Origin of the sequence: Paenibacillus sp. FSL P4-0184 (assembly GCF_038004625.1) — a bacterium.
In the GTDB taxonomy this organism is placed as follows: Bacteria; Bacillota; Bacilli; order Paenibacillales; family Paenibacillaceae; genus Paenibacillus_AQ.
On record NZ_JBBORN010000002.1, the window covers coordinates 210,514 to 234,959 of the forward strand.

The following is a 24,446-nucleotide window of genomic DNA, read 5'->3' on the forward strand; positions in this document are numbered from 1 at the left end:
CTATAAGGGGATGGAATCCGTGACAGCAAAAATAGGTGTTCTCGTCATGTCGTATGGCACTCCTAAAAGCTTAGAAGACGTTGAAGCATATTACACTCATATTCGGCGAGGTAATCCGCCGACAGCGGAGCAGCTTAAAGAATTAACAGATCGCTATGAAGCGATCGTCGGGGGTGTATTCCCGCTGCGGGAGAACACAGACCGTCAAGTAGCTGCATTACAGGCAGCACTAAACGCGGATAAAGCTGGGGCGGATGTTGAATTTGTCTGCTATCAGGGTTTGAAGCATGCCTATCCGTTCATTGAGGACGGCGTCGAGGCTATGGCGAAGGACGGCATTACCCAAGCGGTTGGTGTTGTGCTTGCCCCTCACTATTCAAGCATGAGCGTGGGTGGCTACATCAAACGTGCTCAGGAAAAGGCTGATGCATGTAAAATCAACATGGGTTTTGTGGAGAACTACCATATGCACCCAGTATTGATCGATGTTCTAAGCCGGAGAGTAACTGCGAAAATAGATCAATATATCGAAGCAGGCGCTACTCGCGATGAGATAAGGGTATTATTTAGCGCGCATAGTCTTCCAGAGCGTATTCTAGCTATGGGGGATCCTTATAAAGATCAACTATTGGAGACCTCAAAGGCTATTGCAGATCAAGCGGGGATAACCAATTGGCAGTTTACGTGGCAAAGCGCAGGACGGACAGCTGAACCATGGCTTGGACCAGATATTCTGGATACACTTCAGCAGCTTAGCAAGGAACAGGTAGAGTATGTTCTAGTGGCACCGATCGGGTTCGTATCCGATCATTTAGAAGTGCTGTATGACCTTGATATCGAGGCAACAGCCGTAGCTTCAGAGCTGGATATGCGTCTTATGCGGATTGAATCATTAAACAGCGATCCTGCGTACCTGTCCGTATTGAGCGATGTTGTTCGTACAAGACTGAATCAAATGTCGGCCGGTCAGTCATGACTGGTCCCTCTAGGCGAATTGTTATCATAGGCGGTGGGCTGAGTGGACTCAGCGCCGCCTTTTACATTCGTAAGTTTTACAAAGAAGCTGGCGTGAAACCTGATATTGTACTGCTGGAGAAAGACAAGACTCTTGGTGGGAAGATCGAAACATTGCACCGGGATGGATTTGTGATTGAGAAAGGCCCGGATTCTTTTTTAGCTAGCAAAACAGAGATGATTGAACTGGCTAAGGAATTAGAGCTAGATCACGAGCTGGTGAACACAAATCCAAAGGCAGAGAAGACCTATATACTACAGCGTGACAAGCTTCATCTTATGCCTTCCGGTCTTGTGCTTGGAATTCCTACTGAACTAAAGCCATTTCTATCAAGTGCTCTGGTTTCATTCGGTGGCAAAATACGCGCGCTGATGGACTTGATCCTTCCTCCTAAGCGGAGTAATGACGATGAATCCCTCGGACAGCTGATTGAGCGACGTTTAGGTACTGAAGTGATGGAGAATTTGACCGAACCGCTATTAGCCGGTATGTATGCTGGGGATTTACGCAAAGTCAGCCTACAGGCTACCTTTCCGCAATTTGGAGAAGTAGAGCGGCAGTATGGTGGTCTTATTCGTGGAATCATTAAAGAACAGAATTCCTCCAAGACAAATACGAGCACAAAGAACAGCACTTTTCTGACATTTCGAAAAGGACTACAAAGTCTCGTGCATGGCTTGATTCATGAACTGCATGATGTAGAACAGCGAACTGAAGCTGCGGTGGTCTCTATACATGCTACAGGAACTAATGCTTCTCGTTATGAGCTAGAACTGGAAAGTGGCGAACGGCTGCTTGCGGATGAAATATATATCACCACACCAAATTCTTTTGCTGCCGAACTTTTGCGTCCACATGTGGATGTTTCAGCACTCGATGCGGTAAATTATGTATCGGTTGCGAACTTAGTCATGGCCTTCAACAAGAAGGATATCGAAATTGATGATGCTGGAGCAGGTTTTGTTGTGCCTCGTAAGGAAGGGCGCAATATTACTGCCTGTACATGGACGTCTACAAAGTGGCCGCATACGAGTCCAGATGATAAAGTGCTTATGCGCTGTCATGTAGGCCGTTCCGGAGATGAGCAGAATGTTCAACTTCCAGATGAGGCTCTTACGGAGCTAGTGAGTAAGGATTTACGAGAGATCATGGGCATTACAGCGAAACCTTTATTCACGGAAATTACTCGTTCGGAACATTCGATGCCACAGTATCCTGTTGGACATCTTGACAATCTTTCTAAATTCCATAGGGAGCTTGAGACCACACTTCCTGGGATATATGTCTTTGGAGCTGGATATGATGGAGTGGCAATGCCCGATTGTGTTAAGCAGGCTAAGCTTACAGCACACAGCGCTGCAAAGCGTATATCGAATTAATTGTTCATTTACGGGAGAGTTAGAATTATATAATGAACGGTGAAGCGAAGATTTTTTTGCTTCACCGTTTTTGTTTGAAAATTAGATTATACTATTTTAATGGACTCTCGTATTTGGAGGGACATGTGCTAGGTATGCTATAATAGAACCAATTTGAGAGTAGAGGAGATCATAGAAACAATGTATCCGCCGCGATCGCGTTCTAGACAGAAGAACAAACATAAGAGCAAACGTAAGCGCAGAACGGCCTGGATGTGGGTCAATGCAGGTCTACTTCTGTTGATTATTGTGGCGCTCAGCTATAGTTTTATGGATGACAGATTCAAGGGAAGTTCTGAGCCACCTCCAGTGGCGCAAATGACGGCTTCGCCTACGCCGGATAGTACTGCTCAGGAGACAGCACCTATAGTGACTGCAACGCCTGAAGCCACGGAGTCTCCCATCCCTTCTCCAACGGTAACCCCGGAAGCTACACCTACACCAGAGCCAAAGAGAGAAGAAAATGTTGAAACACAGGCGCCTGTACCAACTGAGACCCCTTCGCCAGATGAAGGTAGCTCCCAAGTCGCAGATGGTGGTTCTGTGTCTGGACTTCCATCAGATGACCAGGCTTCTGGCAATACAGTGACCTTGAATTTTGGTGGAGATGTTATTTTTTCGGGGAAAGCCGGGGAATTGCTCGAAAAGAAAGGTTACGACTATTCGTATGCCGCGCTCGATGGAATGTTCAAGAAGGATGATCTTACGATTGTGAATCTGGAGACTCCTGTGACCACGGGTGGGGTTGGCGCCGCTAATAAGCAATACGTATTCAAAGGCTCGCCCAAAGCACTAGATGCTCTTAAAGCAGCCGGAGTGGATGCAGTAAATATGGCGAACAATCACACGCTTGATCAAGGGGAGGAAGGCCTGCGAGACACGCTTAGTCATCTCTCGGAAAGAGGCATTCCTTATGTTGGTGCTGGACTTAACAGTAAAGAAGCATTCTCGGCGCAATATTTTGAGCGTAAAGGGATTAAGATCGCCTTGCTGGGGTTCACACGGGTGATTCCTGCATCTGATTGGATGGCGGGAAAAAATAAACCCGGGCTTGCTTCAGTATATGATAGTAGAGAAGGACTTAAAGCGATTGCTGCAGCTAAACAAAAAGCTGATTTGGTTGTCGTAGTTGTCCATTGGGGTAAAGAACGGGTAGAGCAGTTCGATAATACACAGCAGACCCTTGGACGTAGCTTTGTCGATGCGGGAGCTGATCTTGTCATTGGTGGTCACCCACATGTATTGCAAGGTGTGGAGCCGTACAAAGGCAAGTGGATCGCCTACAGCACTGGTAATTTTATTTTTACGAGATCAACGGTACCTGCCACTTGGGAAACTGCTGTATTTCAGGCGGAATGTAGTAAAAAAGGTCAATGTTCATTACAGCTGAAGCCTATGACTGCTGAGCTAGCTCAGCCCGTGCCCATGAATCAGGTGAACGGACAGCTTTTGCTGAAAAAAATAGAGTCTTTATCTGCTGGTCGAGTTAAGATTAACAGTGACGGCAAAGTGACTCAAGTTACAAAATAGGGTTCCTGGGAGGTCCTTATGATGAACAATTTATGTGTTGCCCATCGGGGATTTTCCGGTAAAGCTCCGGAGAATACATTAGCAGCGATCCGGATGGCCATTGCCATGCCTTTTGTACACTGGATGGAATTGGATGTCCAGCTCTCCAAGGACGGTGTTCCTGTTGTCATTCATGACTTTACACTGGACCGTACAACCAATGGTCATGGTAAGGTGAAGAATATGGATTGGGAACATATCCGGCGTCTCGATGCGGGTAGCTGGAAAGGGCGTTCTTTTCGGGGAGAGCGGGTGCCTTCCTTGGAAGAGGTGCTCTCATTAGCCTCCGGTAGACTTCGTCTCAATATTGAACTGAAAACAGTGGGCAATATGTATCCTGGCATCGAACAGAAGGTGACGGATCTTATTTCCTCTAAAGGCATGCGGGACGACGTGATTTTGACCTCTTTTGACACAGATGTGTTGAAAAAAATCAAGGAAATAGACCCCCGCTTTCGTACAGGCTTAATTTTTGATTCAAGGTTTGGTAATCCTGCTCGAAGGCTGCATGAACTGGAGTGTTCTCTTTTGTCGATTAGCTTCTCGCGTTTAAATCCTAGATTGGCTAAGGTTTTGACGGAGCAAGGTGTGAAGATTATGGCTTGGACAGTGAACAAAGGAAAAGAGATGCGTCGCTTAGCAGATATGCATTCTGATATAATGATTTGTACAAACCGTCCGGATATCTGGGGCGATACATTTCTAAAAGTATAAATAATCCAATTCGATGGGAAAGAGAGCTGATTGTCTGTGTGCGCTGCTGTTAATAATTTGTATTGTGTTGGACGGAACTACAAGCTACATGCGGAGGAATTAGGAAATAATGTCCCCGTAGAGCCACTCATTTTTTTGAAGCCCTCACATGCGGCGGTTTCCCTCGATAAAGCAGTCATTCAGCTTCCAAAGGATTCAGGTCAGGTTCATTATGAAGGAGAACTTGTGCTACGGATCGCGCGTGATTATGTACCGGGTATGAGCGTGGAGGATCTGGTGGATGTTATGGCTCTGGGACTGGATTTCACACTGCGTGATGTGCATAATGATCTGCAGAAGAAAGGTCTGCCTTGGACTCCGGCTAAAGGCTTTAAGAACGCTGCTCCACTCACGCCTTACATTGCGTTTCCTGACAAGGAAGAGCTGGAAGGAACGGATTTCACGGTTTTAAAAAATGGTGTTGAAGTTCAGCGAGGTAATGTTAAAAATATGATTTTTTCGCTCCAAAAAATTGTCGATTTTATCGCTGCGCGTTACGGGCTGGGTAAAGATGATGTGATATTCACAGGAACACCAGAAGGTGTAGGCTCTACCGTATCAGGAGATTCGTTTGAATTGTACTGGGGTGACAAGCTGATGGGGACTTGCCTGATCGGCTAAAAACATCTGTTGGAGATGAATCTAATGTTATGGATTATCGGCGCCCTTGGCGCTTTGTTAGTTGCGGGGGCGGCTTATAGGAAACAATCCTTAAGCCTTTCCGGCATGCTTGCCGCGGTAGCCATGGGGACCATTTATTTTGGTGCTGGAAATGCCTTTTGGTTTGGAATATTGTTGGTTTTTTTCATCTCTTCAAGCCTGTTGTCTAAGCTTCATCATGATAATAAGGCAGAGCTTGAGCTGGCTTATGCCAAGACAGGTCGCCGAGATGCTGGGCAGGTCTTTGCTAATGGTGGGCTTGGGATGGTTTTCGTTCTAATGAATGCGATTGTTCCGATGGAACATTGGGAATTTTTATTTATCGGCGTTATGGCAACGGTAACCTCTGATACATGGGCTACGGAGATTGGCACACTCAGCAAGAAGCCGCCTCGGTCTGTCCTGACAGGTAAAATACTTCCGGCCGGTGCCTCGGGTGGTGTATCCAGCCTGGGTACGCTGGCCGCCGCCGCAGGAGGTGCACTTATCGGTGCATCTTCATGGCTGCTGCGGATGATATCCGGCATGCCAGATCAATCCTTCTTGTTGCTTACATTGGCAGGACTCACTGGAGGACTTGCGGGTGCGTTCACGGATTCTATTCTAGGGGCAACCGTTCAGCAGATGAATCGTTGCACCATATGCGGACGCGAAGTGGAAAGTACACATCACTGCGGTAAAAAGGTTGAATACGCACGTGGCTGGAAGTGGATGACTAATGATGCAGTCAATGCTATTAGCTCTATCTTCGGAGGGGCTATTGCCTTATTGTGTGGGATTATGTTTTAAAGGAGGAACCGATGAGCAGCACGTCCAATCATAAACATACTGCCATTCTGGATGCCGCATACGAGCTCTTCGGTTCAGGTGGATTTTATGAAACGAAGATGTCGGAAATTGCGGTTCAGGCCGGAATTGCTAAGGGCACCGTTTATTTATACTTCAAGAGTAAAGAAGAATTGTTCATGGCGGTAACGCGCCGGGATTGTGAGGGATTCCTTCAGCAATTACAGGAAAAGCTGAAGGCTAGTGATACTTTGGCAGGTAAACTGTCAATTATCGCCAAACATCATCTTTACTATTATTATGAGCGTAAGCGACACACGAAGCTCTTTTTCCGCGCACCGAACAATAACCCAGAGCTTGTGGCGTATATGACGCTTTTTATGGAAGAATATATGCAGGCAGTGGTGAAGGTATTGCTGGAGGGTGGAGTGTCTGAGCCTGAGCTTATGGCGCAGTCCTACATAGGGATGTTGGATCGACTGAAGATGGATATTTTGTTTGATCCATCTTTTAAGGAAGAAGATGCGTATAAACGCGCTGGTTTCGCTGCGGGTCTTTTTATTAAAGGGGCTATGGATTACTTGAATTTAGGTCAGGATGATAGACCGGTGGAATAGCAGCTTCATGCTGCGACCGGTTTTATGAAAATATAAGGCAAGCGAGGAAATAGCATGAATATTATGACCGTGGAACATCTTTCCAAAAGTTATGGAGAGAAAGTACTTTTTAGTGATGCTTCATTTGGTATGGACGATCGGGATAAAATTGGTTTGATCGGTGTGAATGGAACGGGTAAATCAACGTTTTTACGTATTATTGCCGGTCTGGATACACCGGATGGTGGGCAAATTGCGATCGGAAATAATGTTCGAGTGCAGTACTTGGCACAGAACCCTCCTTATGAGCCGACAAATACGGTACTGCAGCAGGTCTTCGCCGGAGATGATCCAGATCTTGCTACCATGCGTGAGTATATGGAGATTATGTCTCGCCTTGAAAAAGAGCCAGGTAATGCAGAACTGGAAGGCAAACTGGTGCGGATTGGGCAGGCTATCGATGCAGCAGGTACTTGGCATTTGGAGAGTGAAGCTAAGAGCGTACTTACTAAGCTGGGTATAGTGAAATTCGATGCGCTGATGGATACGCTGTCTGGTGGTCAACGGAAACGTGTAGCACTTGCGGCTGCCCTGATTACGCCATCTGAGCTTCTTATTCTGGATGAGCCTACGAACCATATTGATACGGACTCTGTGGCTTGGCTAGAGCAATATTTACAGAAACGGCGTGGCGCGCTCTTAATGGTAACGCATGATCGTTACTTCCTGGAGCGTGTCGCAAGTGTCATGCTAGAGCTGGACGGAGGACAGTTATACCGTTATGAGGCCAACTATTCCCGTTTTCTAGAGCTAAAAGCCGACCGTGAAGAGCGTGAAGCCTCTGCGGAGCAAAAGCGTAAGAACCTGCTTCGTACGGAGCTTGCTTGGATTCGTCGTGGAGCTAAAGCTCGATCAACGAAACAAAAGGCAAGAATCGACCGTTTTGAGAAGCTGAAAGAAAGTACAGGAAGCAGTTCGAACGGTTCGCTGGATATTTCGGTGGCATCCACACGTTTGGGTCGCAAAATCATTGAAATCAATGAACTGTCGAAATCGCTGGATGGTCGTCAGTTGATTAAAGATCTGACCTATATTGCTGTACCACAAGATCGCGTAGGTATTGTAGGTCCAAATGGTAGCGGTAAATCAACTCTTCTGAATCTGATTGCAGGTAAGCTGCAGCCGGATAAGGGAGAGGTTCAGCTTGGCGCGACGGTTAAGTTGGGTTACTTTACGCAAGAACATCAGGATATGGATGACAGCATGCGAGCTATTGAATATGTGAAGGAAGAAGCGGAAGTCATACGTACAGCTGATGGTAGCGTCATTACCGCAGGCCAAATGCTCGAACGCTTCTTGTTCCCTCCTGCGATGCAATGGACGCCGATTTCCAAACTGTCTGGTGGCGAAAAAAGACGCCTGTATCTGCTTCGTGTATTGATGGGAGCACCAAACGTATTGCTGTTGGATGAGCCTACGAACGACTTGGATATTGGCACGTTGGCTGTTTTAGAAGACTATCTGGATGAATTCCCGGGCGTCGTCTTTACCGTATCCCATGACCGTTATTTCCTGGATCGGACTATAGACAAGCTGATTGCCTTTGAAAATGGAGAAATTCGGCTTCATGTTGGCGATTATACGGAATATGAAGAATGGCTGGCCAATAATGTTCCTTCACGCCATGCAGAATCGAACAAAGATGACGGGAATGCAAAGCGTAAAGAGACTACAGATACAGTCAGTAACACAGCGGCATCATCAGCTTCCAAGACCAAACTCAAATTCAGTTTTAAGGAACAGCGTGAATATGAAGGAATTGACGAGCAGATCGAGCTTGCAGAACAGCGCTTGACTGATATTGGTGCGGAGATGGAAGCAGCGTTTGCTGACTCTGGGAGACTGCAGGAGTTAGTGGAAGAGCAGAGGCTTGCCGAAGCCGAGCTGGAGCGTCTAATGGAGCGCTGGACCTATCTGAATGAGCTTGCAGAGAAAATCGCTGGTAAAGCATAAAACGGATTGTCCATGTGTGACAATAAGGGAGGGCTCAGTTTGGAGAATCAACTTGTGGAAGCTGTAACCCTGCGAAACGAAGGTAAAGCTGAAGAAGCCAGAGTGATGCTGTTAGAGCTATATGAGCAGAATAGTAATGATGCAGAACTTCTGTATCAATTAGCGTGGACGCATGATGTGCTCGGTCTGGAACGTGAGGCAGTACCCTATTATGAGAAAAGCTTAACACTAGGCTTATCTTCGGAGCAGAGAGTCGGCGCTCTATTGGGACTGGGTAGCACCTACCGAACACTTGGAGAATATGAGAATTCCAAAGCAATATTGGAGCAGGCCATTCACGAGTACCCAGAGAATAAGGAATTTCCGGTGTTCCTTGCAATGACCTTGCACAATCTCGGAGATCATAGTCTGGCTATGGGGATGTTGCTTAAATTGCTGGCTGAAACCTCAGCGGATGAAGGAATAAGAAGCTATAGTAAGGCCATTTCATTTTACTCAGATAAGCTGGAGCAAGTCTGGGATTGAATAAAATCACAAAAAGAAGCGATCTCTAATAGTAGAGTATCGCTTCTTTTTGCTTTATTTCGTTCCGTCTACCGCGATCATTTGCACCACGGCACGAGAGTCGCCAGGTAAGATGATTTCATCAGCATTCATCTGTGAAGAGCCATCACCATCTAGAAAAATACCTTCGAGACCTTCAGCAGGCACGCTCTGTAGGATGGCTGAACGGAACTCTGCCGCCGTCGAGAGTGTTGGCGTAACAATCAGCCACAGCTTGCCATTATCGTCATACAGCATGCCTGAGCGCATTCGTTTCTCATCCGAATAAGGAAGATGTTCTTTCGCTATCACATCTTCCCAGAGATCCTCATCCTGCAGATTCATACTAATGCCGCCTTGAGCAAAATAATGCTGGCGATCCATAACGTTCAATTCTTCTCCCGATGAGACGACCTGTACGGAAAAGCTACGACTGGCACCATCCCAGACCAGGGTTCCGCGCGCATATTTAGCGTTAAACCAGCCGGAGCCGTACGCCTTTTTAACACCGTTAGTGGGGATATCATTCATGATAGCAATGGATAGAAGTGCATCTCCATAGAAGAAGCCTCCATTAATCCCATAAGCAACCACTTGCTGAAGCGGTGCACCAGCGGCTCTGAGTTTAATATCTTCGGGTGAAAGTGACATCATATAGAGTTGAATATTTTCTGGACTCACGGTCTCTAAATAAGTGTAAGCGTGTGGAAGACCATCAAAGGGATTTTCCTTATGGCTTCTGGAAAACAGGAACATCGAGATTGCTGATACTGCTATCATGAGCAGCAGAAGTGAGACTATCAGCCATTGTCTACGTCTCCAGAGCTGCTTTAACTTGCCAGTGCTTGCCTCAGTTAGTGCCCACATAAGCAGCGAGAAGCTTAGCAGTGTTTACTACAGCTTGCTTATGTGTACGTTCCATGGAGTGGGAGGCGTGTACGCCTGGGCCGATCAGTGCGGCACGAATATTATTGCCGCCTCGAAGGGCAGCGGAAGCATCGGAGCCGTACATTGGATAGATATCAACGGCATAAGGAATAGCAAGTGCTTCTGCCAGCTCAATCAAACGGCCAGTCATAACATAATCATAAGGGCCGGAAGAATCTTTTGCACAGATGGACACATCGGTTTCTTTACAGCTAAGATCGTCGCCCATGGCGCCCATATCGACTGCGATCATTTCATTAATCTCGCCAGGAATCCAAGCTGTGCCATGTCCCACTTCCTCATAGTTGGAGATGAGGAAAGAAAGGTTGTGGAGCGGTTTCCAGCCTTCGCGCTTCATGCTTTCCAGCAGGCCAAGAAGGGCAGCAACGCTCGCTTTGTCATCCAGATGTCGGGATTTAATATACCCGCTAGGTGTAATCACCGCACGTGCATCGAAGGAAATGAAATCACCAACGGAGATGCCTAGCTTAAGTACATCTTCTTTGTTAGATACTAGCTCATCAATCCGTACTTCCATGTTCTCCTCTGAACGTTTGAAATCACGAGCATCTGGATATACGTGAACGGATGGATGGCTGGTTAAGATGGTTCCAGTATAGGTTCTGCCGCTGCGGGTATGGATCACGCAGTATTCATTCTCGATGCTGTGCATAGTGAAGCCACCAACAGAGGTCAGTCGCAGTGTACCATCAGATTTAATAGAGCGAACCATGCCTCCAAGTGTATCCACGTGAGCGCTGATGCCGATAGTACGGGAAGGATCTAGGCCTGGGACGGTTAGAATTACGCCGCCTTTTTCATTCCAGCTTAGCGGTACATTTAATGCTGCCGCTTCTTCAGCAACAAGGTTCATTACTTGTGCTGTGAAGCCGCTGGGGCTCGGTGTATCCAGCAATTTTTTTAGGATTGAGAGTATGTAATCTTCGTTTGGTTGAATAGTAATCATTAGTTAAGTCCTCCTGTTAGGCCATCATTGTCTGTGTTAAAAGAATCTAAAGAAGTGTCGGCATCACGAAGTTTGGTTAGCTCAGCATTTAAGCTTTTAATTTGTTTTTGTAGTTTGTACTGGCGAAAAATACCGTAAGAACCCACGATGATTCCACCAATTAACGCGCAGCCCAGAATAACTAGGATCAGCGGTATATTAACTACATCAAAACCGAAATTGACTTGAACGGGATCCACGTTGATGACTGCAAATATGGCTGTTAGCAGCGCAAAGATTAGACCTGCAATTAAAGACCATTGAATTCTCATTGAATTCTTCCTCCTCAGGGGATATAACAGAATAAAATCCCTTGCCCAAATAGGGCAAGGGATTAATGCAATACTAAGCTCTCTGCCTTATTTGGTCAACTGTTCCATTTGAGCGATAACATCTTCGAAGACACTCATCGCTTCGCGAATCGGCTCAGGAGAAGACATATCAACACCAGCTTTAGACAGAATATTAATGGAGTAGTCACTGCCGCCACTCTTCAGGAAGCCGAGGTAACGATCTACCGCAGGTTTACCTTCTTCAAGAATTTGTTTGGCAAAGCTAGTCGCTGCTGAGAAGCCGGTTGCGTATTTATAAACATAGAAGCTGTTATAGAAATGCGGAATCCGCGCCCATTCCATCTCGATATCCTGATCTACAACCATTTCTTTACCATAGTATTTAACATTCAGGTCATAGTAGATGCTCGAAAGATCTTGTGGAGTAAGCGATTCACCTTCTTCAACACGCTGATGAATGATTTTCTCGAACTCAGCGAACATCGTCTGCCGGAAAATCGTTGTCCGGAACTGATCAGCATAGTAGGTGAGCAAATACATTTTTTCTTTAGGATCTGTAGACTTTTTGAGTAAATAATCCATTAGCAGTGCCTCGTTAGTAGTAGAAGCAACCTCTGCTAGGAAAATCGTATATTGCGCATCCCGATAATTCAGAGCGTTATCCGAAAAATACGAGTGTAATGCATGGCCCATTTCATGTGCCAGTGTAAACATACTGTTTAAATTATCATTATGGTTCAGCAGTACGAAAGGATGCGTACCGTATGGCCCCCAGCTGTAAGCCCCGGACCGTTTATTCTCGTTCTCATACACATCGATCCATCCGTTGTCGTAGCCTTTTTGCAGCACGTTCAGATAATCTTCACCGAGCGGTTTGAGACCCTCTTTAGTGATTTTCTTGGCTTCTTCATAGGTGATATCTAATTTATATTCATCAACAAGCGGTGCAAACAGATCATACATATGTAACTCATCGACACCCAGCAGCTTCTGACGCAGTTTCATATAACGGTGCATCAATGGAAGGCTTTCGTGAATCGTATCAATCAAGTTGGTGTAAACCTCTTTAGGAATGTTATCACCATAGAGTGACATTTCCATTACAGAAGGATATTTGCGAATTCGTGAGTAGAACACATTTTTATTCACATTAGCGCTAAGCGTTGCTGCGATAGTGTTCTTCTGCTTCCGGTAGGTATCGTAGACTGCCTTAAAAGCATTTCGGCGAACCTCACGGTCGTTACTTTCGAGAAACTTGATATAGTTGCCATGAGTCAGCTCAACTTCTTTGCCATCCTCATCTTTGATCTTAGGGAATTTCAGATCCGCATTGTTCAGCATACTGAAAATATTCTGTGGTGCTTGAGCTAAATTTCCGACCTGAGCTAGCAGTGCTTCTTCAGCCTTAGATAGCACATGGGCTTTTTCACGTTTCATTTCTGTTAAGGTGAATTTATAAGCGGATAGGTTCGGATCAGCGATGAACTGGTCCAACTTCTCAACTGGCAACGCCAGAATTTCTGGGGTTACAAAAGATAAGGCTTCACCTGCTTCAATACCAAGCTTTTTCGCTTTGGAGGACAAAGCTTGAGAGTCAGGATTAGCTGTGTCTTCATCTTGACGCATATGTGCATACACGAAGAGTCGTTCAGTTAGGATGGACAGCTTGTCATCCATTTCAAAACATTTTTTTAGAGCATCCGCGGAATCTAGTGTACCCTGAAAATCCGCAGCTTTTTTGATTAAGGATTTAGCTTCAGCAAATTCTGCATCCCAATCCTTCTGAGAAGCAAACACATCTTCAAGCTTCCAACGATTCTCAGCAGGTACTTCGCTTCTTTTCAATAATTTTTCCATAGAAACCCTCCTAGAATGATGAGATGTAGTAGGCATAATCTCCCTCGGCAATACTGTAGATGATAAATCACCCGGTAGCAAGCTGAGCACAAGTAGAAGAGGGATGGACTTGGGTGAAATAGGCATAACATCCTCCTCTTGAAAGTAGAGTCGGCTTATTATGCCCTATTAAGTCCTGATTATTAATATTTAGTCTTCTTTAAATATATGAAAGTATAAGTTATGCCAATAAGCTATAAATAACAAAGATGAAGGCGAACAGAATCATAATGACTGCAGTTAAGGCCATGCCCCGCTTAAACTGCGGCGGGACACGATCCTTAGTCATAATTAGAACTGCGCCTAGACATAAGACTAGGACAACATAAATCGCGATATTTTCTGTGTTCATATTCTGTTATACCTGTTTGAAAGCTGCGATGATATTTTTATACTCTTCTTCATTATCTTTATAAGATTCTTTGTTGAATCGGTTGTTCACCCACTGCATCATAGCTGGACGACTAAGGAAAGTATGTGTTTCTTCTCCCCATTGATCGGAGATTTCGCGAAGTACGATATAACGTCCTTGAACTTCTACCGTCATCATATTCCATTTGTCTGTTTTGTATATTTCATGTTTTTTGATCATTATCATTACCACCCTGGCGATTTTTGGCTTTTGGCTCAATGATAACGCACTGGTCAAGGGAAAAGCAAATTAAATCACATATTTAAAGATCCAGATAGATTGATTTGAGTAGAAGATTGCAGTATAATATAGTTATACGCCATATATGGCGGTTATTTTTAGGAGGTTGTTCAATTGAAAGGTACAGTAAAATGGTTTAACGCAGAAAAAGGTTATGGTTTTCTTCAAGTAGAAGGCGGCGAAGATGTATTCGTACACTTCTCAGCAATTCAAGGTGAAGGATTCAAAACTTTGGACGAAGGTCAAGAAGTAGAATTCGATATCACTGATGGTAATCGTGGACCGCAAGCTGAAAACGTAGTAAAATTATAAGAAACGGCAAAGACAGTTAAGCTGTCTGCTATAAATATATAATTTACTTGGCAAGCCCTTGCAAGAGTGGTTACCAACTATAGAACACAGTTCTTTCGGGAACTGTGTTTTTTTACGTCTAATAGACATCAATTTAGATGAAAGGTCTTTGCATTCCCAAGTGAAGGGATAGCAAAGACCTTTTAATATTTTTGAGTATCAGAAGTGTTCTATTATAGGGAAGCTTTTTTGTTCTTATTCTTGAAATAGTGCATTGAATCTCGATGGGTATCCAATAAATGCTGTCCTAAAAAGCCTACAAAAGCAAGAAGGCTGAAGCCAACTGCTACCATATAGAAGGTGAAGCGTCCAGCTTCCTGATAGATCATTCCACCAAATGTCCCACTTAGAAGTCCAGCTGCACTTGACCAAACAACTGTGTAGATTGCAAGACCGGTTGCTCGGAGACGATCAGGAATAATCCGAGTGATATAGCGGACACATGTTACAAAAAAGACGCCAAATGTCAGGCTATGCAAGGCTTGAATCGCGATTATAGAGCCTGGGTGATCGGCGAGCGCCATTAGTAGAAAGCGAAGGGCATACATGAGACTGGCTAAAATTAATAAGGGCAGTTCTTTAAATTTGTCGCCGTATTTGCCGAGTATAAATAATACAGGGATTTCACTTAGTGCTGAGGCAAGTAATGCCCAGCCGATCACTTCCTCACCAGCGCCCAGGTTCTTTAAACTGATGGTGAGAAAAGCTTCGTTCATTCTATGGCCCAGTGCGAGTACAAAGACACATCCGAAGAACCACAGCACTTCTTTTCGCAAAAGGATATCTTTAAGCCCATGCTCTTTCTTGCCTGGTTTGGTAGTAACAGCCTTCTGATTGGGGAGCTCTGGAACAGTTTTTTTGACATCCTTTAGGCCAATTGTAATTAGAAGTGCGATTATAATGATAATAATACATAAGGTAAGACTCCAAGTAGCACCTAAAGCTCTAAGCGCATAACCGACAGTTAAAGCAAAGAAAGAATAGCCTAATGAGCCAAATACACGAATTGTAATGAAGTTTCGTCCGTGTCGCTCCGCAATTTTGATGGCCATTGTATCAGCAAGCGGAAAAACTGGGTAATAGAAGAAGTAGAAAAAGGACAAAATAAGCATAACGGAAGAAAATTCGGTCGCTCTGGCTAATAGAAGTCCGGTAACTAATTGCCCAGCGAGTAAAATAAACATGATTTTTCGAATGGTACCTAGCTTATCGCTCATCATACTCCAGAAGAGATTGGATAGGATGGAGATGAGGGGACCGAGAGAATACAAGTAGCCCACCTGAGAACTGCTAAATCCTAAATGTGTGTAGAATAAAGGAAAGTAGGATACTACAAGAACGCTAGTGCCATAAATCGTAAAAAGAAAGGAACGAAGCCAATTCTGATCACTGTAAGGGCTTCCGGTCCGTTTTAAAAACATGAAAGTGCACTCCTCTGAGATTGAAATATGGCTAGTATAGCATAAAGCAATGGAGGGTTATGTGTTTTATTCTTGAATTGCGTTATTTCTGAATCTTTCATAATTTTACGAAAGTGATTTTGTTGTTTGTACAAATACGTCTGATCATATTATAATAAGTGGTGATTTGGATAAGGAGACAACAATGTGGAGGCACTATCATTGAGTGAATTAGAGCAAGGCCGTTACCTTAGCCCGCGTGGCCCTATTGGGCTTATGAACAGGGTCTATAAGTACGTGCTGCCTGAAGTGAGAGAAAGTCTGCACTTCTGGCGCCAAGATGCGAATGGGATTCCCGATCCCGAGCTCCGGAAGCAAGCACTTGCCAGCATTGAAACAAAGGAGTTTCACTGCATAGGTGGAGGTATTTATGCCGCCGGCAATTTATCGATGAGACATATACTTATTCCGCTTATTGTTGCTTATCAAACTATCAGTGATTATCTAGATAACTTATGTGATCGCAGCACTTCGCTTGATCCTGCAGATTTCAGGCTGCTGCATCAATCTATGCTGGATGCCATTGATCCAAACGCTGAACCTGTCAATTATTATGCGCTTCGCGATGAACAGAATGACGGCGGGTACTTGTATAGGCTAGTTCGAAAATGCCAGGAGATGATCTCTTTGCTGCCAGGTTATTCCGCTGCTGCAGCGGAGATTCGTGATTTGGCTGTGCTGTATACAGATTTGCAGGTATATAAGCATATCCGCCCGGAACTCAGGGAAACAGCCCTGAAGGAATGGTGGGAGCAGCAGGGTAGCCGTGCTCCGCATCTGCATTGGAACGAGTTTGCAGCTGCAACGGGCTCTACTTTAGGCGTATTCATGCTTTTTCTATCTGCATGTGATCCGAAGCTAAGTAAGTCTTCTTCGGAATCGATTCGAGCTGCATATTTTCCACATGTTTGTGGATTGCACATTATGCTGGATTATTTGATTGATCAGGAAGAGGACCGAGCAGGCGGCGATCTTAATTTCTGCAATTATTATGACGACACGGATACCATGTTAAGTCGGATCGCTTCCATGGTTGAGTGGGCCCGTAAGGATGTACGTGAACTTCCGGAATCATCTATGCATCGTATGGTGATTGAGGGATTGCTGGCACTTTATTTATCTGATCCGAAAGTTAGCGAACAGCGGGAAGTTCGCACTGTGTCTAAAAGCCTGATGAGAGGAAGTCCGCTTACAAGGCTGTTCTTCTTCGCTAATAGCCGCTGGATACGCAATCGTTTTTTGTAACAAGGCTGCGAAGCTTCACCTATACAACGGATGGGGCATTGCACAACTTTAAGGAGGAACAACAGAATGTCAAAAATCAAAAAAATTGCAGTACTGACTAGTGGTGGAGATTCACAAGGTATGAACGCCGCTGTTCGTGCGGTTGTAAGAAGCGCACTTTATTATGGCATTGAAGTTTTTGGAGTTCAACGTGGATATCAAGGTCTTCTGAATCGCGATATCTTCCCTATGGATCTTCGCAGTGTTGGTGACATTATTCAACGTGGGGGAACCATTCTGCAATCTGCAAGATGTCTGGAGTTCACAAAACCAGAAGGTCAGCAAAAGGGTGCAGATATTCTTAATGAAATGGGCATCGATGGCCTAGTGGTTATAGGTGGAGATGGTTCTTATAAAGGTGCTAATAAACTAAGTAAACTCGGTATCAAGACGATGGCATTACCGGGAACTATTGATAATGATATTTCCTACACGGATTACACCATTGGGTTTGATACAGCAGTTGGTGTCGTTGTAGATGCTATTAACAAGCTGCGTGACACGATGTCCTCCCATGAGCGTTCTTCCATTGTTGAAGTTATGGGACGTCATTGTGGAGATATCGCGCTACATGCAGGTCTGGCTTCTGGAGCAGAAACAATTCTCGTGCCAGAAATGCCATATGACTTGAATGAAGTTGCGGATCGTATGCGCGACAACTTTGTCAGAGGTAAACGTCACAGTATCGTCATCGTTGCAGAAGGTGTGGGTAAAGGCGAAGATGTGGCCCAAGCGTTGAAAGATCGTCATGCTTCTCTGGATGCACGGGTTACTGTACTTGGACATATTCAGCGGGGAGGAACACCAACACCTGGAGACCGGAACCTTGCTAGCCGTCTTGGTGACTTTGCCGTTCGTAAACTAATTGAAGGTGAGTCTGATAAAGGTTGCGGTATCATCAAGGGAGAACTAACCCTTACAGATATCGATCTTGTAGTGAATACGAAGAAAGACTTTGACGTGGAGTTGTACGAGCTTGCATCCCGTCTTTCACAATAATTAACACACAAAAAAGGAACAGCTGCGAATTTCGCACTGTTCCTTTTTTGTATTCTTTTGATTATTAGTGATGTGTTTGAGCGTCTGTATATTGTGTGGCATAACGGCGTTGAACTTTAACAAGCCGAGTCAAGAGCAATGTGGCCCCAATCGCAAGGCCGGTGATCAAGCCGATCCAATAACCATAAGCTCCTAGATCCGTATAAGTAGCAAGTACATAGCCTGTAGGAAGCCCTATAACCCAATAAGCTATAAAGCAAATAATGAAGGCTGGATTAACATCCTTATAGCCACGAAGTGCTCCTTGTGTAGGTGTTGCAATCGCATCGGAAATCTGGAAAAAGATCGCATAGATTAAGAAATGCTGAATTAATGAAATGACATCAGGTTCATCAGTGTATAAACCAGCTACATGATGGCCGGCAAATAAGAGCAGGAGTGCAGTTGCCAGGGAGAGGATAGCCGCAAGTCCAATTCCCATAATAGCATATTGACGGGCATCCTTTTGCCTGCCGGATCCAGTCTCGAAGCCGACGAGAATGGTAAGGCTCATACAGATACTGAGCGGAATCATATATAACGTAGTTGCAAAATTAATGGCTGCTTGATGAGCTGCAATCGTTACAGTATCGAACCGACTCATCAACAAGGTTACAGCGGAGAACACTGCGGTTTCAAAAAAAATCGAGAAGCCAATAGGTACACCGATCTTCAGTAGATCTTTGAAGCTTTTTAGCGATATAAAGTAGAACTTTCGGAAGATTCTAAGGCTTGCAAAGGGTTCTACTCGATAAATGAACAGCAGAGCAACCGAAAAAATTACCCAGTAGGTGATAGCTGATGCCACTCCAGCTCCAACACCACCAAGTCGAGGAAACCCGAATTTTCCGAAGATTAGTAAGTAGTTCAAACCAACATTCACGGGTAGGGCTATGAGTGTGATCAACATGGACACTCGTGTTTGTCCCAGAGCGTCTATACAACTACGGAGAACTGTATATCCAAACAGCGGGATAATTCCAAAGGAGATCGCACTTAGGAAACGAAATGCAACATCTCTTACAGTCGGCTCCAGATTCATAAAATTAAGGATAGGTGACAAGGCGAAGCTCCCGATTAGTAAGACAATTACAGAGACGATCAGTGATAACCAGATTCCCTGTGTGACTTGATAGGCTACATCCTTTTCTTTTTTGCTTCCGATGAGCTGAGAGACGATGGGGGTAATTCCCATAAGGATTCCACTTAAGCCCGTTTGAATTGGAATCCAGAGACTGGTTCCTATCGCCACACCTGCCAGATCGGCTGTACCAAACTTACCTGACATGTTTGTATCAAAGAAGGTTATCGCTGACAAAGAAATCTGTGTAACCAGAATTGGAAATAAAATATGAAAGAATTGTATTGCTTTTTGTTTTAAAGAGGTGGTTTGTATCATCGTTCTTTGCCTCATTCTTTGTTGGTTTTTAAAGATTACAGTAAAAGTTCCCTTTTTCTCCATTAAAAGACCCGGCAAATGCCGGGTCTTTATCTTTATATATCATACCTGATTTCAATTATACATAATAAGGGCTATATACATTATTTCTCATAATCGACATCGGAGGTATACCGGTTATTGGCGTTCCAGAGCAGAAACTCCTCTACATTTTCATCTTTTAAAGCGCGGATTTGATCTTCCACCTGTTTTTTACCGTATTTAATATAATGACCTTTTCCGAGCCAACTTGCTGTAAAATCTTGAATCCAAGGACGAATAACAGGTTTGTAGCTGCCTAGAGGATCAAGCTTCTTATGGGTATCAATCATGGAGCCCTTAATGGTAGCATACGGATCTAAGTCAGGCTCTTTCACTCCAAACCATCCTGTTGAATAATGACTCGGATAAATCATCGGGCTGATGACATCCACATTCTTGGATATTTTAACGAAGTCTTGTCCTATGCCCTCAGCAGGAGCAGATGCGGCATATCCAAAAATATCTACGGATACACGAACACCAAGTGGAGCAAGCTCTGCTTTTGCGTATTTTACAAAATTAGAAATGATATCTACGCGAGAATCACTGGTTTTTGTGTATTTAAGTGTGTCAGCACGTTTTTCGAAACCTTCAGGAAAGCGCACATAGTCGAATTGAATTTCTTTAAAGCCGAGTTTGACAGCTTCTTTGGCAATATCGACATTGTACTTCCAGACATCTTCATTATAAGGATTAACAAAGCTATCGCCGCCTTTATTCTTCCATACTGTGCCGTCTGCATTAACAAAGGATAATTGCGGGTTCTTTTTGGCAAGTATAGAGTCCTTAAAGACAACAATTCGAGCGATAGGATATACATCATGTTTATTCAATCTTTCCATCAGTTTGTTGATGTCGCCAATAAATGGCTGCGGATTACCAAGTTTCTGAAGTTCTGGATTATCGGTTTTATACGTGATGTAACCTGCATCATCCTTAATGTCGATGACCATAGAATTTAGTTCCGTCTGATCAAGTAAAGAAAGAAGCTTTTCCATTCGTTCTCCACCGGCACTGTATGCGGTAACATAGATGCCTTTTACTTTTGGCGCATCCGGCTGAGGATCTGCGTGTAGCATGCTTTGTGAGTCATTTGCTTCTGCTGTAGCATTTGGAGCTGGAGTTGAACCATTTGAATTATTATTTTGCGCAGCGATGATGGGGGGATTCATGGCGGACTTCAATGCAATTGCCACTTCAGCGTCATGTTGATTCTGTTGCACGCCTACACTTCCCAAGGCCATCATCAGTAGAGCCCAGGTGATGTTCATTCGTATTCTCTCCCTTTATGTACATTTCCTAAATTATATAGGAACGGTTGCTTCTAAAAAGAACAGTGTTGTAATAATGTTAGCTCAGATCGGGTCTGAAAAACCATCCTTGATGTATATAACCGGGACGCACAGATTCTAAACGTATTGTTAAAAAGTAAATGCCGCCTCAACACGGCAACATGGCCGAACTTAAGGCGGCAACTATCAAGACTTCTCTTGCGGCTTACTCATTGAAGATACGCAGAATTCTGATGTTCACAGATACTGTAATGGATGATATCCATGGCATCTGCAGGTTCCAAAATACTAAGCCCGTCACGCAGAACGATTACGGAATTTAATTCGTCCTGTTTGAGAAACGGCATCATATCAGGATACCACCTCATGACGATTGCTGACAGCTTTACCGTTTCCATTTCCACAAAAATCACCCTTTCCTTTTTCGATAGGTCTGAATGGAATTCAGTAATCATCGGAAAACGAAGTGCTTGGAAAAAAGAGGGGTAAATCTCAATCTTTATGAAATTGTTAGGGTTCTGCGTGATTATAATATATCACAATTCTGTGATTGGTGCATTTTCCAAATTAATACTTTTCATTGCCGATTTTATCTTTTTCGGAAGGAGCCCATAACACCAACTGTCTCGACAATATTTACAAATGCTTGAGGATCTGTCGTGCGGATAATACGTTGCAGTTCAGCAAGTTCGTAGCGGGTTGTTACTGTCATTAGCATGTCCTTTTCAACATGAGAATAAGCGCCTTCTGTTTTAATCTTTGTGACACCACGTTGAAGCCCCATTAGATGCTGAAGGAGCTCATCTGTACGATTTGTTACTATATATACGGTTACCTTTAAATGGCTGATGTGAATCATGTCCAGTACCTTACCAGTTACATATATAGATACCATCGATGCAAGAGCCAAGTTCCAGTTGTTATCAAAATATGCCGCGGCAAGAATAACGAGTCCGTTTAAGCTAACCACCACGTTTCCAACTGGGAAATCGCGGAATTTAGTGATGATGGATCCCAGGATATCAAAACCTCCGGATGAACCACCTGCACGGAAGCTGAAGCCACAGCCAATACCAACCAGCACGCCACCAAATACAGAAGAAAGCAGCATATCAGTAGCTACCAAATATTCGGGAATGATCGTCAAGAACCAGGTTGTTGCCACAACGGATAACATGCTTAGCATAATAAATCTCCGGCCTAGCTGGAACCAACCAGCTACAAGCAATGGAATATTAAAGAGAAAGTACAAGAGGCTTATGTTTAGTGGTGTAAAGTAACCCACTAACATCGAAAGCCCGGATACTCCTCCGCTGAGTAAGCGATGAGGGATTAGAAAAAGATTAAATCCACTGGCGATCAACGCTGCCCCAAAAATAACTGCAATACAATTCCAAATCTGTCTTAACAAGCAAATCCACCTCTATAAATAAATTTAAAAATAAACCATGTATGCAATGAAAAGAAAGGAACCCACTGGTATTCCTACTTAGAGTTGTGATATAATGTACAGGATATTCTTGAGTAGGACGTTACAATGGTATTTTTGCATTGCATCGGATGTAAAGCTACAGTTGCTCAGGTACAATGAAGTACCTGATGAAAGGGAGGCTTTTCGTCCCAAAAGCGCTATATCATGCAGAAAAAAGAGCATGATTGGACAGCATATAAATGTGTTTACCGCTACTTAAGAATACAGACAAGCATGTGGAATGTCCACTGTATAGAAGGAGCATGAATAATTTGAAAACATTCGCAGAATTTGGCTTGGAGCCAAAAGTGCTACAAGCAATCACAGAGTTAGGATTTGAGGAGGCAACACCGATACAGGAGCAGTCAATTCCATTGGCATTGACTGGGTCGGATCTGATCGGTCAAGCACAGACTGGTACAGGTAAGACTGCTGCTTTTGGTATCCCCCTCATTTCGAAGATTAATCGCGAAGACGAAAAAATTCTGGCACTTATCATGGCACCAACACGTGAGTTGGCCATTCAAGTATCAGAAGAAATCGGTAAGCTAAGCCGTTTTAAAGGTCTTCGTTCGTTGGCAATTTATGGCGGACAAGATATTGGTCGCCAAATCCGTGGTCTTAAGAAGAAACCACAAATTATTATTGGTACACCTGGACGTTTGCTTGACCATATCAACCGTAAAACCATTCGTTTGGATGATGTTCAAACTGTTGTATTGGATGAAGCAGATGAAATGCTGGATATGGGCTTTATGGAAGATATTCAGACAATCCTCAAGCTCGTTCCTGAAGAGCGTCAAACTATGTTGTTCTCGGCTACAATGCCTCCAAACATTCAACGTCTTGCACAGCAATTCCTGAACAACCCGCAACACGTCTCCGTTATTCCGAAACAAATCAGTGCTCCGCTGATTGATCAAGCATATGTTGAAGTACCTGAACGTCAAAAGTTCGAAGCGCTTAGTCGTTTGATTGATATGGAATCACCTGAGCTTGCAATCGTGTTCGGACGCACGAAGCGCCGGGTTGATGAGCTTGCAGAAGCTTTGCAAAAACGTGGATACTCTGCTGATGGATTGCATGGTGACCTGTCTCAGAACCAACGTGATGCTGTAATGCGTAAATTCCGTGATGGCAGCATTGATGTGCTGGTAGCTACTGACGTAGCGGCTCGTGGTTTGGATGTATCCGGCGTTACTCATGTAATTAACTTTGACTTGCCGCAAGATCCAGAAAGCTATGTACACCGTATCGGTCGTACTGGTCGCGCTGGTAAAGAAGGTACAGCTTGGTCTTTCGTTACTCCACGCGAAATGGATCACCTGCATTTGATCGAACGCGTTACTCGTCACCGTATTACTCGTAAACCATTGCCAACTATGGCTGAGGCTATTGAAGGTAAACAACGCGTAACAGCAGAACGTTTGCTTGAAATGGTTGAGAACGGTGAATTGAATGAGTACAAAGGTATTTCTATTCAATTGCTTGAGCAATATGATTCCGTTCAATTGCTGTCAGCTGCAATGAAGCTTCTGACTGGTGATAAGAAGGATTCTGCAATTGAATTGACTCCTGAAGATCCAATCCGTGCTAAACGTCGTGGCGGTAAGAACGACATTCGCAGTGGCCGCAAACCTAATGGTGGTTATGGTGGTAACCGTGGTACTTCCGGTGGCAGCACTGGTGGATACCGTGGAAACCGTGACAACAACGGTGGCGGAAGTCGTGGTGGCTACAGCAGCGGTGGCAGTAACTATGGTAGTGGCAGTGGCGGTTATGGCGGTGGCTATAAAGGCAACCGTGATGGCGCAGCTAGCCGTGATGGTGGAGCGAACCGCAGTGCGGACCGCAAACCATCTACTCGCCCAAGCAGCACAAGCACGCGTCCAGCAAAACGCGAAGATTTCGATAATTAATACTTGATCAGAACCCGCGGGGGA

The 24,446-nt window shown here is 44.4% G+C and carries 24 protein-coding genes; 13 read left to right on the forward strand and 11 right to left on the reverse strand.

Annotation, left to right across the window (positions count from 1 at the left end):
* Positions 1 to 19 precede the first annotated feature (19 nt).
* From hemH to MKY52_RS22680, 9 genes are all read left to right on the forward strand, one after another.
* Positions 20 to 976 (forward strand): ferrochelatase, encoded by a 957-nt coding sequence (hemH, locus tag MKY52_RS22640; RefSeq protein ID WP_341053666.1) that lies wholly within the window; start codon positions 20 to 22, stop codon positions 974 to 976.
* The gene (gene hemG / locus MKY52_RS22645) at positions 973 to 2,394 is read left to right on the forward strand and encodes a protoporphyrinogen oxidase (protein ID WP_341053668.1); all 1,422 of its coding nucleotides are present in this window, start codon (positions 973 to 975) and stop codon (positions 2,392 to 2,394) included. The genes hemH and hemG overlap by 4 nt, the downstream gene beginning before the upstream one ends.
* A 180-nt stretch (positions 2,395 to 2,574) precedes the next feature.
* Positions 2,575 to 3,963, forward strand: a complete 1,389-nt coding sequence (locus tag MKY52_RS22650) for a CapA family protein (RefSeq protein ID WP_076283182.1) — start codon at positions 2,575 to 2,577, stop codon at positions 3,961 to 3,963.
* A 21-nt stretch (positions 3,964 to 3,984) separates the two neighbouring features.
* Positions 3,985 to 4,716, forward strand: coding sequence for a glycerophosphodiester phosphodiesterase (locus tag MKY52_RS22655; RefSeq protein WP_445253225.1), 732 nt, complete (start codon positions 3,985 to 3,987; stop codon positions 4,714 to 4,716).
* A gap of 36 nt (positions 4,717 to 4,752) precedes the next feature.
* On the forward strand, positions 4,753 to 5,376 hold the full coding sequence (locus tag MKY52_RS22660; protein ID WP_042186808.1) for a fumarylacetoacetate hydrolase family protein: 624 nt from the start codon (positions 4,753 to 4,755) through the stop codon (positions 5,374 to 5,376).
* Positions 5,377 to 5,400: 24 nt separating this feature from the next.
* Positions 5,401 to 6,204 (forward strand): DUF92 domain-containing protein, encoded by an 804-nt coding sequence (locus tag MKY52_RS22665; RefSeq protein WP_341053670.1) that lies wholly within the window; start codon positions 5,401 to 5,403, stop codon positions 6,202 to 6,204.
* Positions 6,205 to 6,215: 11 nt separating this feature from the next.
* Positions 6,216 to 6,818 carry a TetR/AcrR family transcriptional regulator gene (locus tag MKY52_RS22670; protein ID WP_076283179.1) on the forward strand — a complete coding sequence of 201 codons (603 nt, stop codon included), beginning with the start codon at positions 6,216 to 6,218 and terminating at the stop codon, positions 6,816 to 6,818.
* A 54-nt stretch (positions 6,819 to 6,872) separates the two neighbouring features.
* Positions 6,873 to 8,810: an ABC-F family ATP-binding cassette domain-containing protein gene (locus tag MKY52_RS22675; protein ID WP_341053671.1), complete on the forward strand. Its 1,938-nt coding sequence runs from the start codon at positions 6,873 to 6,875 to the stop codon at positions 8,808 to 8,810.
* Between the two features lie 12 nt (positions 8,811 to 8,822).
* Positions 8,823 to 9,335, forward strand: a complete 513-nt coding sequence (locus tag MKY52_RS22680; RefSeq protein WP_445671029.1) for a tetratricopeptide repeat protein — start codon at positions 8,823 to 8,825, stop codon at positions 9,333 to 9,335.
* A gap of 54 nt (positions 9,336 to 9,389) precedes the next feature.
* Here the strand turns inward: MKY52_RS22680 and MKY52_RS22685 are convergent, their stop codons facing one another.
* From MKY52_RS22685 to MKY52_RS22710, 6 genes are all read right to left on the reverse strand, one after another.
* Positions 9,390 to 10,220 (reverse strand): hypothetical protein, encoded by an 831-nt coding sequence (locus MKY52_RS22685; RefSeq protein WP_341053672.1) that lies wholly within the window; start codon positions 10,218 to 10,220, stop codon positions 9,390 to 9,392.
* Entirely contained in the window at positions 10,204 to 11,244 is a 1,041-nt protein-coding gene (locus MKY52_RS22690) for a M42 family metallopeptidase (protein WP_042193612.1), read from the reverse strand. Before MKY52_RS22690 ends, MKY52_RS22685 begins: the two co-directional genes overlap by 17 nt.
* A gap of 2 nt (positions 11,245 to 11,246) precedes the next feature.
* A complete protein-coding gene (locus MKY52_RS22695) occupies positions 11,247 to 11,558 on the reverse strand; it encodes a LapA family protein (protein WP_042186819.1) in 312 nt (103 codons plus the stop codon).
* Positions 11,559 to 11,645: 87 nt separating this feature from the next.
* Positions 11,646 to 13,436: an oligoendopeptidase F gene (pepF, locus tag MKY52_RS22700; protein ID WP_042186822.1), complete on the reverse strand. Its 1,791-nt coding sequence runs from the start codon at positions 13,434 to 13,436 to the stop codon at positions 11,646 to 11,648.
* A 220-nt stretch (positions 13,437 to 13,656) separates the two neighbouring features.
* Positions 13,657 to 13,827, reverse strand: a complete 171-nt coding sequence (locus tag MKY52_RS22705) for a hypothetical protein (RefSeq protein ID WP_167348490.1) — start codon at positions 13,825 to 13,827, stop codon at positions 13,657 to 13,659.
* A 6-nt stretch (positions 13,828 to 13,833) separates the two neighbouring features.
* Positions 13,834 to 14,067: a hypothetical protein gene (locus MKY52_RS22710; protein WP_036689271.1), complete on the reverse strand. Its 234-nt coding sequence runs from the start codon at positions 14,065 to 14,067 to the stop codon at positions 13,834 to 13,836.
* Between the two features lie 174 nt (positions 14,068 to 14,241).
* Between MKY52_RS22710 and MKY52_RS22715 the strand changes: the two genes are divergently transcribed.
* Positions 14,242 to 14,439: a cold shock domain-containing protein gene (locus tag MKY52_RS22715; protein WP_042126303.1), complete on the forward strand. Its 198-nt coding sequence runs from the start codon at positions 14,242 to 14,244 to the stop codon at positions 14,437 to 14,439.
* Between the two features lie 212 nt (positions 14,440 to 14,651).
* On the opposite strand, the gene MKY52_RS22720 is transcribed toward MKY52_RS22715, so the two are convergent.
* Positions 14,652 to 15,899: an MFS transporter gene (locus MKY52_RS22720; RefSeq protein WP_341053674.1), complete on the reverse strand. Its 1,248-nt coding sequence runs from the start codon at positions 15,897 to 15,899 to the stop codon at positions 14,652 to 14,654.
* Positions 15,900 to 16,100: 201 nt separating this feature from the next.
* Here MKY52_RS22720 and MKY52_RS22725 point away from each other — a divergent pair, with 201 nt between their 5' ends.
* Positions 16,101 to 17,183: a tetraprenyl-beta-curcumene synthase family protein gene (locus MKY52_RS22725; RefSeq protein ID WP_283911226.1), complete on the forward strand. Its 1,083-nt coding sequence runs from the start codon at positions 16,101 to 16,103 to the stop codon at positions 17,181 to 17,183.
* A gap of 66 nt (positions 17,184 to 17,249) precedes the next feature.
* Entirely contained in the window at positions 17,250 to 18,221 is a 972-nt protein-coding gene (pfkA, locus tag MKY52_RS22730) for a 6-phosphofructokinase (protein ID WP_042126307.1), read from the forward strand.
* Positions 18,222 to 18,285: 64 nt separating this feature from the next.
* On the opposite strand, the gene MKY52_RS22735 is transcribed toward pfkA, so the two are convergent.
* The 4 genes from MKY52_RS22735 to MKY52_RS22750 all read right to left on the reverse strand — a co-directional run bounded on the left by MKY52_RS22735 (position 18,286) and on the right by MKY52_RS22750 (position 22,443).
* Positions 18,286 to 19,659, reverse strand: a complete 1,374-nt coding sequence (locus tag MKY52_RS22735; protein ID WP_341053675.1) for an MATE family efflux transporter — start codon at positions 19,657 to 19,659, stop codon at positions 18,286 to 18,288.
* A gap of 143 nt (positions 19,660 to 19,802) precedes the next feature.
* Positions 19,803 to 21,011, reverse strand: a complete 1,209-nt coding sequence (locus MKY52_RS22740; protein WP_341053676.1) for a putative glycoside hydrolase — start codon at positions 21,009 to 21,011, stop codon at positions 19,803 to 19,805.
* Positions 21,012 to 21,241: 230 nt separating this feature from the next.
* A complete protein-coding gene (locus MKY52_RS22745) occupies positions 21,242 to 21,430 on the reverse strand; it encodes a hypothetical protein (protein ID WP_036689649.1) in 189 nt (62 codons plus the stop codon).
* Positions 21,431 to 21,621: 191 nt separating this feature from the next.
* Entirely contained in the window at positions 21,622 to 22,443 is an 822-nt protein-coding gene (locus tag MKY52_RS22750; RefSeq protein WP_076283172.1) for a YitT family protein, read from the reverse strand.
* A 332-nt stretch (positions 22,444 to 22,775) separates the two neighbouring features.
* On the opposite strand from MKY52_RS22750, the gene MKY52_RS22755 reads away from it, so the two are divergent.
* Positions 22,776 to 24,422 carry a DEAD/DEAH box helicase gene (locus MKY52_RS22755; protein ID WP_076283171.1) on the forward strand — a complete coding sequence of 549 codons (1,647 nt, stop codon included), beginning with the start codon at positions 22,776 to 22,778 and terminating at the stop codon, positions 24,420 to 24,422.
* Positions 24,423 to 24,446: the final 24 nt, after the last annotated feature.

What these genes read in the sequence shown, in the direction of transcription:
- MKY52_RS22680 (WP_445671029.1), top strand. Translation starts at nt 8,823, where the DNA reads ATGTGTGACAATAAGGGAGGGCTCAGTTTGGAGAATCAACTTGTGGAA.
- MKY52_RS22745 (WP_036689649.1), bottom strand. Translation starts at nt 21,430, where the DNA reads ATGGAAACGGTAAAGCTGTCAGCAATCGTCATGAGGTGGTATCCTGAT.
- MKY52_RS22695 (WP_042186819.1), bottom strand. Translation starts at nt 11,558, where the DNA reads ATGAGAATTCAATGGTCTTTAATTGCAGGTCTAATCTTTGCGCTGCTA.
- hemG (WP_341053668.1), top strand. Translation starts at nt 973, where the DNA reads ATGACTGGTCCCTCTAGGCGAATTGTTATCATAGGCGGTGGGCTGAGT.
- pepF (WP_042186822.1), bottom strand. Translation starts at nt 13,436, where the DNA reads ATGGAAAAATTATTGAAAAGAAGCGAAGTACCTGCTGAGAATCGTTGG.
- MKY52_RS22710 (WP_036689271.1), bottom strand. Translation starts at nt 14,067, where the DNA reads ATGATCAAAAAACATGAAATATACAAAACAGACAAATGGAATATGATG.
- pfkA (WP_042126307.1), top strand. Translation starts at nt 17,250, where the DNA reads ATGTCAAAAATCAAAAAAATTGCAGTACTGACTAGTGGTGGAGATTCA.
- MKY52_RS22720 (WP_341053674.1), bottom strand. Translation starts at nt 15,899, where the DNA reads ATGTTTTTAAAACGGACCGGAAGCCCTTACAGTGATCAGAATTGGCTT.
- MKY52_RS22740 (WP_341053676.1), bottom strand. Translation starts at nt 21,011, where the DNA reads ATGAACATCACCTGGGCTCTACTGATGATGGCCTTGGGAAGTGTAGGC.
- MKY52_RS22675 (WP_341053671.1), top strand. Translation starts at nt 6,873, where the DNA reads ATGAATATTATGACCGTGGAACATCTTTCCAAAAGTTATGGAGAGAAA.
- MKY52_RS22735 (WP_341053675.1), bottom strand. Translation starts at nt 19,659, where the DNA reads ATGATACAAACCACCTCTTTAAAACAAAAAGCAATACAATTCTTTCAT.
- MKY52_RS22655 (WP_445253225.1), top strand. Translation starts at nt 3,985, where the DNA reads ATGAACAATTTATGTGTTGCCCATCGGGGATTTTCCGGTAAAGCTCCG.
- MKY52_RS22670 (WP_076283179.1), top strand. Translation starts at nt 6,216, where the DNA reads ATGAGCAGCACGTCCAATCATAAACATACTGCCATTCTGGATGCCGCA.
- MKY52_RS22685 (WP_341053672.1), bottom strand. Translation starts at nt 10,220, where the DNA reads ATGTGGGCACTAACTGAGGCAAGCACTGGCAAGTTAAAGCAGCTCTGG.
- MKY52_RS22650 (WP_076283182.1), top strand. Translation starts at nt 2,575, where the DNA reads ATGTATCCGCCGCGATCGCGTTCTAGACAGAAGAACAAACATAAGAGC.
- MKY52_RS22705 (WP_167348490.1), bottom strand. Translation starts at nt 13,827, where the DNA reads ATGAACACAGAAAATATCGCGATTTATGTTGTCCTAGTCTTATGTCTA.
- MKY52_RS22665 (WP_341053670.1), top strand. Translation starts at nt 5,401, where the DNA reads ATGTTATGGATTATCGGCGCCCTTGGCGCTTTGTTAGTTGCGGGGGCG.